This is a genomic window from Flavobacterium caeni (assembly GCF_900101895.1).
In the GTDB taxonomy this organism is placed as follows: domain Bacteria; phylum Bacteroidota; class Bacteroidia; order Flavobacteriales; family Flavobacteriaceae; genus Flavobacterium; species Flavobacterium caeni.
Map to the genome: position 1 here is coordinate 72,389 of NZ_FMVF01000011.1, position 13,504 is coordinate 85,892.

At 50.3% G+C, this 13,504-nt stretch carries 9 protein-coding genes; 3 read left to right on the forward strand and 6 right to left on the reverse strand.

Features of this window, described 5'->3' with window-relative positions:
• Positions 1-60 precede the first annotated feature (60 nt).
• On the forward strand, positions 61-1,521 hold the full coding sequence (locus BLP55_RS11750) for a nicotinate-nucleotide adenylyltransferase (RefSeq protein WP_091144214.1): 1,461 nt from the start codon (positions 61-63) through the stop codon (positions 1,519-1,521).
• 43 nt (positions 1,522-1,564) lie between these two features.
• Here the strand turns inward: BLP55_RS11750 and BLP55_RS11755 are convergent, their stop codons facing one another.
• Together BLP55_RS11755 and bcp are read right to left on the reverse strand one after the other, a co-directional pair.
• The gene (locus tag BLP55_RS11755) at positions 1,565-1,897 is read right to left on the reverse strand and encodes a gamma-glutamylcyclotransferase family protein (RefSeq protein WP_091144219.1); all 333 of its coding nucleotides are present in this window, start codon (positions 1,895-1,897) and stop codon (positions 1,565-1,567) included.
• Positions 1,897-2,349: a thioredoxin-dependent thiol peroxidase gene (gene bcp, locus BLP55_RS11760; protein WP_091144222.1), complete on the reverse strand. Its 453-nt coding sequence runs from the start codon at positions 2,347-2,349 to the stop codon at positions 1,897-1,899. Before bcp ends, BLP55_RS11755 begins: the two co-directional genes overlap by 1 nt.
• Positions 2,350-2,515: 166 nt before the next feature.
• Here bcp and BLP55_RS11765 point away from each other — a divergent pair, with 166 nt between their 5' ends.
• Positions 2,516-3,172, forward strand: coding sequence for an endonuclease III domain-containing protein (locus BLP55_RS11765; RefSeq protein WP_091144224.1), 657 nt, complete (start codon positions 2,516-2,518; stop codon positions 3,170-3,172).
• A 465-nt stretch (positions 3,173-3,637) separates the two neighbouring features.
• On the opposite strand, the gene BLP55_RS11770 is transcribed toward BLP55_RS11765, so the two are convergent.
• The 4 genes from BLP55_RS11770 to BLP55_RS11785 all read right to left on the reverse strand — a co-directional run bounded on the left by BLP55_RS11770 (position 3,638) and on the right by BLP55_RS11785 (position 10,545).
• Positions 3,638-4,222: an RNA polymerase sigma factor gene (locus BLP55_RS11770; protein ID WP_091144227.1), complete on the reverse strand. Its 585-nt coding sequence runs from the start codon at positions 4,220-4,222 to the stop codon at positions 3,638-3,640.
• Positions 4,223-4,433: 211 nt separating this feature from the next.
• On the reverse strand, positions 4,434-5,189 hold the full coding sequence (locus BLP55_RS11775) for a glycoside hydrolase family 16 protein (protein WP_091144230.1): 756 nt from the start codon (positions 5,187-5,189) through the stop codon (positions 4,434-4,436).
• Position 5,190: 1 nt separating this feature from the next.
• Positions 5,191-7,482: a beta-glucosidase BglX gene (gene bglX, locus BLP55_RS11780; protein ID WP_091144234.1), complete on the reverse strand. Its 2,292-nt coding sequence runs from the start codon at positions 7,480-7,482 to the stop codon at positions 5,191-5,193.
• Between the two features lie 258 nt (positions 7,483-7,740).
• The gene (locus tag BLP55_RS11785; protein ID WP_091144235.1) at positions 7,741-10,545 is read right to left on the reverse strand and encodes a triple tyrosine motif-containing protein; all 2,805 of its coding nucleotides are present in this window, start codon (positions 10,543-10,545) and stop codon (positions 7,741-7,743) included.
• Positions 10,546-10,705: 160 nt separating this feature from the next.
• Between BLP55_RS11785 and uvrA the strand changes: the two genes are divergently transcribed.
• Entirely contained in the window at positions 10,706-13,492 is a 2,787-nt protein-coding gene (uvrA, locus tag BLP55_RS11790; protein ID WP_091144238.1) for an excinuclease ABC subunit UvrA, read from the forward strand.
• The last annotated feature ends 12 nt before the right edge of the window (positions 13,493-13,504 follow it).

The following is a 13,504-nucleotide window of genomic DNA, read 5'->3' on the forward strand; positions in this document are numbered from 1 at the left end:
GAAAATCTTTCAATAAAGGGGCAATTTGCTAACTTTGTCGTTATTCAGACCCAATTTGTAATGGATATTGAAATTAAACTGAAAGGCGACAAAGTCATTGAAACGATTCCATCGGTCAAAGACAAGGCGTTGCGCATCAACCTGAACGAAAACATTTACGGGACGTTTGCCGAAATCGGCGCCGGACAGGAAACCGTACGTCACTTTTTCCGCTCGGGTGGCTCGTCGGGAACGATTGCAAAGGCGATGTCGGCTTATGACAAGGATTTTTCGGATGCGATTTACGGCGTCGAAGACGATGGCCGTTACGTGACCGAAAGCCGTCTCAAAAAAATGCTCACGCACGAGGTCAACCTGATTGAGCGTCGCTTGAGCCGTGAAAAACACCCGAACAAGATTTTCTTTAGCTACGCCAACACCGTGGCTACCATCGACTTTGCCAAGCAATTCAAGGGCCACGGCTGGGTCGGGATCAAATACCAGATAGAACCCGATGAGGACTACAACGAAATCACGTTGCACATTAGGTTCAAGGAAACCGACGCGCGTTTGCAACAGGAAACGCTCGGCATCCTGGGCGTGAACCTCATTTATGGCGCGTTCTACAAATACAACGATCCCAAGAAATTGTTGCGTTATTTGTACGACCACCTCGACAAAGACCAGCTCGAGATCGATACGATCAACTTTTCGGGACCGCGTTTTGCCGATGTAGACAACCGATTGATGAGTTTGCAGCTCGTCAAGAACGGCATGACCGATGCGGTGATGTTCGACCCCGACGGACGCAACATCTTGCCCGCCGCCGTGTTGTATAAAAAGAACATCCTGGCGCTGCGCGGCAGTTTCCGCCCGGTGACCAAGGTGAACATGGACATGTACGAGAAGTCGCTTGCGATGTTCCTCGAAGAGAGCAAGGTGAGTAAGGAAAATACGCTCGTGATTTTCGAGATTACGCTGTCGAACCTGCGTTCGGAAGGCGAAATCGACGAACGCGACTTCATGGACCGCGCCGAATTGCTTTGCTCGTTGGGCCAAACCGTCATGATCTCGAATTTCCAGGAATATTACAAAGTGGTCGAGTATTTCTCGAGCTACACCAAAGCCCGTATGGGATTGGCGATGGGCGTCAACAACCTGATCGACATTTTCGACGAAAAATACTACCGCCATTTGAGCGGAGGCATCCTCGAGGCGTTCGGTAAATTGTTCTACCGCGACCTCAAGGTGTTCCTGTATCCGATGATTGGCGAGGAAGGCGAAATCGTCAATTCAGAGAACCTCAAGGTGCATCCGCGCATGAAGGAGCTGTACAAATTCTTCAAGTTCAACGGCAAGGTGATCGATATTGTCGATTTCGATCCGCATACGCTAGAGGTTTTCTCGCGCGAAGTGCTTAAGATGATCGGCAAGGGACAGCCGGGATGGGAAGGCATGTTGCCCACGGGCATCGCCGAAATCATCAAGCAGCACCAGTTGTTTGGGTACGATCCGAACAGCGTGTTGCAGGACACGAATTAGTCGAAAGTCAAACGATAATAGCCGAAAGTAATTTCGGCTTTTTTTATTTCTCTACGTAGATAAAACCGATTTTTCCCGACGCAAAAGTGGCTTCGATGCGCTTGTAATCGTCTACTTCGTAACGATCGGCCTGTGCGAGCTCGGCGTCGGTGATTTCGAACAGCACACCGCTTACCGTGTCGGCATTGTTACCGGTATGGGCGATGATGGGATGGAACTGCCGCTGGCTTTTGCGCAACACTTCTGGGTCGGTGATTTCGACATATCGGAGCTGGTAACCGATGAGCACATCGGGCGTACCATGCAACAAACGCCCGAACGTTTCGGTTTGTACTTGTGGCTTTTGTAGCGTCCCGTAAGAGAATAGAAGCGGCATTATTGGAGGATTTGGGCGGTGTGTTCTTTGGTTTTTACTTTCCCGATCACATCGACGATTTTGCCTTTGCCGTCAATAACGAACGTAGTGCGATGGATACCATCGTACTCGCGGCCCATGAATTTCTTGGGTCCCCAAACCCCGAACGCGTTGATGACTTTGTGGTCCTCGTCGGCCAAAAGCGGAAACGGCAGGTTGTACTTGGCGATGAACTTCGCCTGTTTTTGGGGTTTATCGGCGCTCACACCCAGCAGTTCATAGCCTTGCGACGCAAACCTTTCGAAGTTGTCGCGCAGGTTGCAGGCCTGGTTCGTACAGCTGGGTGTGTCGGCGGCAGGGTAGAAAAACACGACAAGTTTCTTTCCTTTGTAATCGGACAATTTACGGACGTTGCCGTCCTGGTCGATGGCTTTGAAATTCGGGGCTTTATCGCCGGGCTTTAGATTCGTCATTGGTTATTGTTTATTTTTATTTTTTATGGTGGTTCCGGCCTGGACAATCCTTGGCCCGGATGGAAGCGGCATCCTTTTTCGCGCTTCTTTAGCGCGGAAAAGATACAGCGGACAGCCGGATTAGCCCCAAAAAACAACTATATTTACGCTGCAAAAATACGCATAAATGACCAAAAAAGAACGCGCGCAATTCGTGATGCAGACGCTGCGCGAAATCTATCCGACGGTACCGATCCCGCTCGACCACAAAGACGCTTACACCCTGCTTGTCGCGGTGCTTTTGTCGGCGCAATGTACCGATGTGCGGGTGAACCAGATTACGCCTATTTTGTTTGCCAAGGCCGATAATCCGTACGATATGGTCAAGATGACCGTCGAGGAAATCAAGGAAATCATCAAACCGTGCGGACTCTCGCCGATGAAATCGAAAGGCATACATGGATTGTCGCAAATTTTGATCGAAAAATACGACGGTCAAGTCCCGCAAAGTTTTGAAGCGCTCGAGGCCTTACCCGCCGTGGGCCACAAAACGGCCAGCGTGGTGATGAGCCAGGCTTTTGGCGTTCCGGCGTTTCCGGTAGATACGCACATCCACCGGCTGATGTACCGTTGGGGATTGTCGGATGGCAAAAATGTGGTGCAGACCGAGAAAGATGCCAAGGCGTTGTTCCCGAAAGAAACGTGGAACGATTTGCATTTGCAGATTATTTACTACGGCCGAGAATATTCGCCGGCGCGCGGCTGGAACCTGGACAACGACCTCATTACGCGCGAAGTGGGGCGCAAATCGGTGATTGAGGACTACTACAAACAGAGAAAATAAGGGGCTAGAAATACAGTTTTTCTATAGCGCTTGTATCGGATAAAATCGTAGTTTGTCACTAGTAAGGGAAGGGGGAGTAAGGTTTACCCCTAAAAAATAATTCCGGGACTGCGCTACAGATAATCTGTACTTTTTGTTAAAATTTCGGGACCACAATTTTTGTAGTGAAAAAGCGGCATTTCTTCGATATTGTTCAATGCAAATCAACCGCAACATCTCCAAAGGTCGCAGGTAGGCATAAAAAATCCCGGACTTGCCGGAATGTGTCTTAATTAGCGATGGTTTCGATCCTCATTTTCCCCACTTTCGTGATGTGCAAAGCTTTGGAGTAATTGAGTAAAAAAGAAATGGTCTCTTTTTTAGGTTTCATCGAATCGGTAACTGACTTTTCTTTAGAGTAGATTTTTGCCATGTTGTGTTTTTATTGTTAGGTACAACTACAACGCGGCAAACGTCTAAATATTGTCAGTTGGTCAAAATAATTTGATGTTTTTCAATGACTTTGCGCAAATTCATGAGCGCATAACGCATACGCCCCAAGGCGGTATTGATCGAAACGCCCGTCAGTTCTGAGATTTCCTTGAAACTAAGGTCTTGGTAGATGCGCATCATGAGCACATCTTTCTGGTCTTCAGGTAATTCCTCGATCAGTCTTTTGAGGTCCATTTCGACCTGGTCCGAGATCATTTGGTGCTCTACGTTCATGGTATTGTCGGACATGACCGAAAAAATAGAGAACTCTTCGGTCTCGCGAAACATCGGCATCTTTTTGTTCTTGCGGAAATGATCGATGATCAAATTGTGCGCGATACGCATCACCCATGGCAAAAACTTGCCTTCCTCGTTGTACGAATTGGATTTGAGCGTTTTGATGACTTTGATAAAGGTATCCTGGAAAATATCATCCGAAATATCGCGGTCAGCAATCTTCGAGTAGATGAACCCGTAAATCTTGGATTCATGCCTGGTGATCAATGTCGCTAACGCACTTTCGTCGCCGGCCACATAATTCTTCACCAATAAAGCGTCTGGGATTTGAACATTAGCCATAAAATTACCTTTTAGTTTGGTTTTAAATTTGGAGAAATTCTCTAAAAAGTAATTTTTTATTATAGGCGTCCTGTTAAAGTTTGATTAATTCTTAGCCAAATATAAGGCAATTAAATTTTACAAAGCAAACATTGTACCGAAATTTAACAGTTTCGGCACAATATCTTGTTTTTTTATGATTTTTTTCTAACGTTTTCGTCAGAACGCTAGATTATTGATAAACACGGATGTAATCGACGACAAACTGTTGCGGAAAAATCGCGTCGTCTACGGCCGGACCGCCAAAGTTTCCGCCCACGGCCATGTTCAGGATGATGAAATGCGGTTGGTTGAATGGCCAGCTTTCGGGCGTCTTCACCGGTGGATTGTACGTAAACACCAAACGATCGTCTACAAAAAAATCCATCTTGTCCTTGTCCCAATCAACGGCAAAAACATGGAACCCCTCTTCTATTCCGAACACTTCGGTTTTTTTGCTGTGCGCGTGGTCGCCGTATCCGTCGGGCGTATGCAACGTCGTATACACCTGGTGCAGCTCCTTGCCCACATACTCTAAAATATCGATCTCGCCACATTTAGGCCAACCAACTTCCGTTATGTTTTGCCCGAGCATCCAGAACGCGGGCCAAATCCCCGTACCGATGGGCAGTTTTGCGCGACATTCGATGCGGCCGTACTGAAATTCCTTTTTGGCGGCTGTGGTGATGCGGGTAGAAGTATACTGCCCATCGGGTTCGCGACGCGCGGTGATGACGAGCTTGCTGTCTTTGACGATGTGGTTCTCACGCGTGTAAACCTGGCGTTCGTTGTTTCCCCAGCCGCAAAGATTCGGACAGCCGTTGCCCATTTCAAAATTCCAGACCTTTTCGTTTAGCGCTGTACCCGTGAACGATTCTTCCCACACCAGCTTGCGGCTTTGCCCGTGGACGATTTGTACTGCAAACAATAACAACAAAAACTTCTTCATGCTAACGAACATAATCGAATGAAGCTTCGAGATTTGCATCGGAACTGCCGCCTACGAACACCTTGAAAGCGCCCGGTTCGGCTTCCCATTTTTTGTTGGCCGTGTAAAATTGTATCGTTTGTTCATCGATGGCAAACGTGACCGTCTTGGACTGCCCCGGGGCCAATTCGACCATTTCAAATCCTTTGAGTTCGCGTACCGGGCGCGTGGTGCTGCCCACCAAATCCTGGAGGTACAACTGCACGACTTCTTTTCCGGAGACCTTCCCCGTATTGGTCACCGTCACCGAGACCTGGATTAGACCCGCCTTCGAAAATTGTGATTGACTCAATTTCAGATTCGAGTAACCAAAGGTGGTGTAGCTGAGTCCGAACCCGAACGGGTACTGCGGTGTATGCGCCACATCGCCGTGGTGCGACCAGAACACTTCGTCGGGCGAAGGCATGGTAGGCCTGCCCGTATTCTTATGGTTGTAATACAACGGCAATTGTCCTACGTGACGCGGGAACGACATCGGCAATTTTCCGCTCGGGTTGTAGTCGCCGTACAGCACCTGCGCAATCGCATGGCCGCTTTGGGTACCCAGGTGCCAGCCCTCGACAATCGCGGGTACATGCTCGGCGGCCCATGGGATCGTCAACGGACGACCGTTTTGCAATACCAGCACCAGATTTTTGTTCACTTTGTAGACTTCTTCGAGCAATTCCTGCTGCACGCCGGGCAAACCGATATCGGCCCTACTCCTGCCCTCGCCGCTTTGGTAGCCCACCTCGCCGAGCACCATCACAACCACATCGCCCGATTTGGCCGCAGCTACCGCCTGCGCAAAACCCGATTTGTCGGTGGTGTTGACCTTGACTTCGCGTGCAAAAACATCGGTATTCAACGAAACCGTCGCGCCTTTTTCATACACGACTGAATTCCCTGTATACCGCGCCATTCCCTCTCGCACCGACACCGCCGAACCGTCTTTGGAGGCGTTGCGCCAGTTGCCCAGCGGGCTGGTCTTGTCGTCGGCCAGCGCACCGATCAGCGCAATCTTCTGGCCTGATTTCTTTAAGGGAAGTAAATTGCCCTCGTTCTTGAGCAATACGATCGATTTCTTGGCCATGTCGAGCGCCGCCTCGTGGATTTCCTTTTTGCCGACCGTCGCTTTCTCGCGGGCCTCGTCGCAGTATTTATACGGATCGTCAAACAATCCGAGTTCAAATTTAACACGGAGGATGCGTCGCGCCGCGTCGTCGATCAGCGCTTCGCTGACTTTGCCCTCGCGCACCAGATTGGCCAGGTGTTCGATGTACAGATAGGCCTCCATGTCCATGTCGCAGCCTGCATTGACCGCGATTTCGGCGGCCTGTTTCCCATCCTTGGCATTGCCGTGGATGCGGATCTCGTTGATCGATCCCCAATCGGACACGACAAAACCGTCGAATTTCCATGCGCCCTTGAGGATGTCGCGTTGCAGCCAACGACTGCCCGTAGCCGGGACGCCGTCGATTTCATTGAACGCATTCATAAAGGTGCGCACGCCTGCATCGACCGAAGCCTTGAACGGCGGGAAAATAATGTTTTGCAAGGTCGATTCGCCAACGTCGACGGTGTTGTAATCGCGGCCCGATTCGGCAAATCCATAGGCCGCAAAGTGCTTGGCGCAGGCCAGGATGGTCTTGGCATCGTCAAAATTATCGCCCTGGAATCCTTTGATACGCGCCACCGCGATCTTGCTACCCAGGAAAGGGTCTTCGCCGGCACCTTCCATGACACGGCCCCATCGGGCGTCACGCATCACGTCCACCATGGGGGCGAATGTCCAGTTGAGTCCTACGGCCGAGGCTTCTTCGGCGGCCATTTTCGCGGAATTTTGTATGGCTTGCAAATCCCAACTTGCCGACTCGGCCAGCGGAATCGGGCTGATTGTTTGGTAGCCGTGGATGACATCCGAGCCGAAAATCATCGGAATTTTCATGCGGCTTTGTTCGACGGCGATCTTTTGAAGCGCGCGTACGTCCTTGACGCCTGTTACGTTGAGCATCGACCCGACGTAGCCTTTGCGGATGTGTTCGTATTTTTGCGCCGCCTGTCCGTCTTTGGGGGCGGGTCCGGTCACGTCAAAAAAGCCATTGTACTGGTTCATTTGTCCGATTTTTTCCTCGAGCGTCATGAGTTTGAGAACCGAATCGACTTTGGTTTCAATCGATGCGTTTTGTTTTGAAATTGGTTTTTGTTGGGCCGAACAACCCAGGACGATCCCCGCGGCAAACAGCCACAGTACCATGCTTTTTTTGTTTCTCATAGGATAAAAAGGCAACCCAAATAAGGGTTCGCGCGTTTGTTTTCTGTTGCTCCTAAATTAGCGGAGTTTACCGACAATAGAGTGCGAAACACCACAACAAAAAACATACATTATGCGAAAAAACCACATCATGTGTCAGAGGCCGCGCCAGTGGAACGCAGGCGTCTTTCTCTTAAGGTATGAAAAGCGAAGATTCCTGGTTTGTTGTGGTGTATTGTTGTGGTGATGTGTGGGTAGAATCCCCTATTTCTCAAGACGTCAGATCGAAAGGATGTACTCGACCAACCCTTGTTCGTGCGGTAAATCCATCTTTTTACGCAATCGATATCGTTTGATCTCGACACTGCGTACCGAAATGTTCAAAAGCGGCGCAATTTCTTTAGACGACAAGTTCAATCGAAGGTACGCGCACAACCTCAAATCGTTAGGCGTCAGCGATGGGTGTGCCGCCTTGATCTTCTTGAGGAAATCCTTGTCGGCGTTGTCGAACGCTTCCTTGAAAATGTTCCAGGTATCTTCTTCGTTGATGTTTTTGTTGATGGTCGTGATCACCGATTTGATGTTCTTGTTCGAATCTTCGGCCGAATTTTTCAAATCTTCTTTGATCAACGCCAGCAGTTCGTTCTTTTTGATCAGGCTCATCGTCGACACAGCCAGTTCGCGGTTCTTGGCATCGACATCCTGCGACAATTGATCGTTGCGCAATTTCATGAGCTGTTGTTCGTTCTCGAGTTCCTTGATTTCGAGCAACAGGTTGTTTTCTTCGATCAATTTCTCGCGCTGTTTTTGATAGTAATCCTGGTAGGCCTTGTTGATGAAATGCGCGATCACACACGCCAAAATCAGATACAACACCAACGCCAGATTGGTGGCATACCAAGGCTTGAGAATGGTAAACCGGTACACCGCCATATTTTCGGGCGACGAATTGGCGATACGCGCGCGCACCTTGAATTGGTATTCCCCAGGCGGGAGATTTTTATAACTCACGGTGGGTTTGTTGCTCCACTCGCTCCAACTGTCCTGCGCGCCTTCGAGCAAATACTGGTATTCGGCGCTGATGTATTTGTTGTATTCGGCGACGGTGTAGTTGAACGTGATGTTGTTTTCGTCGTGCTTGAGTTCGCCTTCTCCGGTGGTCGAAATGTTGACGGGCTTGTCGTTTTGTCTGTTCGCGACGATGCCCGAGATCGAGACGCTGTAGTTCTTGAAACTCAAATCGTTGATGTTGATCGTATAGTAACCGTCGGTGGTGCCGATCAAATAATTCGATTGCGTCAACTGCGTGATGTTTTCATACCCGAGCATCGAATTGGTCAACGATGCAGGAATAGGAATCGCATTGGGCTTGAGCGCCGAGCTGAGCTTGCTGGGCGTAAAATAATGGATGTAGTTCTTGGAAAACAGCCAAATCTTGTTCGATCGGTCTACGATGAGTTTGCCCGAGGTATACTCGTCGTTCTCGAAAATCGCACTCAGCGCCTTGTCTTTCTCGAATTGCTTGGTCTTGGTATTGAGCTTAAAAATACCGTTTTTGTAGGCATAATAAATGGTCCGGTTGAACTGTACCAGGCTTGCATTCTTGCCTTTCCCGGGCGACGCATAGGTGTGGAATTTAGGGGTTGCGCGCAAACCCTGGTCGAGCTGCATGCGGAACACGCCCTTGTATTCGTGGCTTACGAACACCTCGAGCGCATCGGTAATCTCGAAATACTTGGACGAATAATCGAACCCCTCAATCTTATTGCGGAACGCCCATTGGGTGCCCGTGCGTTGCAACACCGAAAGCCCATAGTAATTCCCTTGCACAAGCAAATCGGGCCTGCCGGGAACGGTCTCGAATTTCCAGGTCCCCGATTGCGAAAAGATGTTGCGCACGCCTTGCGCATCGACTACAAAAGTGCCCGAATCGTGCCCGCAAAATAATGTGCCGCCATAGGCATACAGCGACCAGACTTGCCCCTTGGTCCCTGGCACGAAATGAAAATCGTCGGCTGCCTCGTACGCCTTGTAAAAAAGTCCCTGGTTGGTGCCCACGTACAACCGGCCATTGTGCAGGATCGAGGTGTACACGGTGCCCAAAAAACCCGTGTCGTCGGCATAGCTTCGAACGGGCGACTGCAGGTTGATGCAATTGATCCCGTTGTCGAGCCCGAGCCACAAATTGCGGTCGACATCTTCAAAAACCGATAACGTGGTGTTGTTGCTGAGCCCTTTGTTTTGGGTCAAATGGTACTTGATTTGTCCCGATTTGTCGAGGATGATCACGCCGTTCGAAATGGTCCCGAGCGCATAGCTGCCGTCGGACAATTGCTGGCTGCTGTACACCGTGCTCCGGGCCAATTCGGCATCGGCTTGCGTGACGAACTTGGTGACGGTGGCGCCATTGAGTCGGTAAAATCCGTTTTGCGCCAATTGCAAGATCAGACCTTCTTCATCCGAAAACACGTTGACCAACCTTTCATTGACCAACAGCGGATGGTTCGAAACCAGCTTACTTTTGCCGTTCTCGATTTCAAAAAGACCTTCGCCCATCGTCTGGAAAAAAATCGAGTTTTGGGTGCGGAACGATTTCCAAATGCCGTTCTTTCGAGCAATGATGCTGGTTTTACCGGTCTTGGAATCGTAAATGTAAATGCGGTCGAGCGATTGGAAAATCACCCATTGTTCATAGCTCAAAATGTTCCAGAACTGCTCGTCGTCGAGCAATTGGCCTTGGAGCGCGCGCGTGAGCGACGTGTATTTGAGTTGCCCGTCATTTTGCCGTGCCCAATAACCGAACTCCATGTAACAGCCCGTGTAAATACGGTTGCCGATGACCCGAACCGAACGGATGATGGTTTCGTTCGGCGATGGATACAACGTCCAGTTCGACCCGTTGTATTCGAGCAGCCCTTCGTTGTTCGCGAAAAAAATGTAGTGGTTGCTGTCTTGCGCAATCATCCAGTTTTGATTGCCCGCGCCGTAGCCCGCCGAAGCATACTTGACAATCGGCGGCAAGTCTTGCGCGATCGCCACGCGGCAAATCAGCAAAAGCAGCAGGTACAATCGAATTTTGGGCATTGGATGCAAATTTCGGATAAATCGGATAAAGATAAAACAAAACCTACATTAATCGCAACAAAAAAATAGACGCGACAACCCGGTCGTTAACAAAAATTTGGTGTTCGCCCCGGTAGGATTCCAGCGCACAAATCACTAACTTTGCGCACATTTTCCCGCTATGAAAACCAAAGACTTCGCCACGCTCGAACCCAAGAAAAACATCCTGATCAAAGGGGCGCAAATGCACAACCTCAAGAACCTTGATGTGGCCATCCCGCGCAACCAATTGGTCGTGATCACGGGACTATCGGGGTCGGGCAAGTCTTCGCTCGCGTTCGATACTTTGTATGCCGAAGGACAACGGCGCTATGTAGAAAGTTTGTCGTCGTATGCGCGCCAATTCCTTGGCAGGCTCGACAAACCCAAGGTCGATTACATCAAGGGCATCGCACCGGCCATCGCCATCGAACAAAAAGTAAATACCACCAACGCGCGCTCGACCGTAGGCACGTCGACCGAAATTTACGACTACCTCAAGTTGTTGTACGCACGCATCGGCAAGACTTTTTCGCCGGTTTCGGGCAAAGAAGTCAAAAAAGATACCGTCACCGATGTGGTCAACGATGTCAAGACGTTCGAACCCGACAGCAAGTGGTTGCTGCTTGCGCCCATTGCCGCCGAAAAAGGACGAACCATCGAAGAAAAACTCAAAGTTCTTTTGCAGCAAGGTTTTGCGCGGATTTTCGTAGACGGACAAATGTTGCGCATCGACGAACTCGACACCGATCTGAAAGGTAAAAAGGTCGAGCTCATCATCGACCGTATCATCGTCAAACACGAAGAAGAATTTTACAACCGCCTCTCCGATGCCGTCCAGACCGCATTTTATGAAGGTAAGGGATTTTGCCGATTGCAGCAACTCGACAGCGAAAAACGCTTTGACTACAGCAACAATTTTGAACTCGACGGCATTGCGTTTTTGGAACCCAACGTGCATTTGTTCAGCTTCAACAACCCGTACGGTGCGTGCCCTGTTTGCGAGGGCTACGGCAACATCATCGGCATCGACGAGGAACTGGTCATCCCAAACACGGCCCTGTCGGTGTATGAAAACGCCATTTATCCGTGGCGCGGCGAAAGCATGGGCTGGTACCGCGACGAGCTGGTCAAACACGCCTACAAATTCGACTTCCCGATCCACAAGCCGTATTTTGAACTGACCGACGCGCAAAAGGAACTCGTTTGGAAAGGCAACGAATACTTCCAGGGACTCGATGCTTTTTTCCGAGAGCTCGAAGAGAAAAATTACAAAATCCAGAACCGTGTGATGCTTTCGCGCTACCGCGGCAAAACCAAATGCTGGTCGTGCAAAGGCAAAAGATTGCGCGTCGAGGCGTCGTACGTGAAGATCGGCGGCCGTACCATTTCGGACTTGGTCGACTTGCCGATCCGCAAACTGCAACAGTTTTTTACCGAACTCGAATTGTCTGAATACGATCAAAAGGTCGCCAAGCGTTTGCTCATCGAAATCAGGAACCGCGTGCGTTTTCTGGTCGAGGTCGGGTTGGATTATTTGACGTTGAACCGCAATTCATCGACGCTTTCGGGCGGGGAATCGCAACGTATCAAACTGGCGACGTCGCTGGGCAGCAGCTTGGTCGGATCGATGTACATCCTCGACGAACCCAGCATCGGACTGCACCCCAAAGACACCGAGCGGCTCATCAACGTGCTCGTGTCGTTGCGCGACTTGGGCAACACCGTGATTGTGGTCGAACACGACGAAGACATCATGCGCGCCGCCGACATGATCATCGACATCGGCCCCGAAGCGGGCACCTATGGCGGCCAACTCGTCGCGCAGGGCACCTACGACGAAATCCTGCAATCCGATTCGCTGACTTCCCAGTATTTGAGCGGCAAGATGGAAATTTCGGTACCGCGCCAGCGCCGCAAATGGGCCAATTACATCGAGATCATCGGCGCACGCGAAAACAACCTGCAAAACGTAGATGTCAAATTCCCGTTGGAAGTATTGACCGTGATCACGGGCGTTTCGGGCAGCGGCAAGAGTACGCTGGTCAAGAAAATACTGTTCCCGGCCTTGCAGAAAAAAATCGATGGCGTGGGCGAAAAAGCGGGCCAATTTACCGACATGCGCGGCCACTACCACCGCATCCATCATGTGGAATACATCGACCAGAACCCAATCGGGCGTAGTTCGCGATCGAATCCGGTGACCTACATCAAGGCCTACGACGACATCCGCGATTTGTACGCCAAGGAAAAACTCTCGAAGATACGCGGCTACCAATCGAAGCATTTTTCGTTCAACGTAGACGGCGGACGCTGCGAAACCTGCAAAGGCGAAGGCGCGATCAATGTAGAAATGGTTTTCATGGCCGACGTACAGCTGGTTTGCGACACCTGTAACGGCAAGCGTTTCAAAAAGGAAATCCTCGAGGTGCAGTTCGAAGGCAAGAACATCGACGACATCCTGACGATGACCATCGACAACGCGGTTGCGTTTTTCAAGGACACCAAACAAACCAAGATCGTACAAAAACTACAGCCGCTGCAAGACGTCGGGCTCGGCTATGTACAGCTCGGGCAATCGTCGTCTACCCTTTCTGGCGGCGAGGCGCAGCGCATCAAGCTCGCTTCGTTCCTGGTCAAGGGCAGCACCAAGGAAAAAGCGTTGTTCGTATTCGACGAACCCACGACCGGTCTTCATTTTCACGACATCAAGAAACTGCTGGCTTCGTTCGACGCGCTCATCGACAAAGGCCATTCGATTGTGGTGATCGAGCACAACCTCGATTTGATCAAATGCGCCGACCACATCATCGACTTGGGGCCTGAGGGCGGGGAAAACGGTGGTAAGATATTGGCGGTTGGTACGCCAGAGGAGGTTTTGAAAGCGAAGGATTCTGTGACGGGGAAATATTTGAAAGATAAGTTGTAGTTTTTTGGAGCT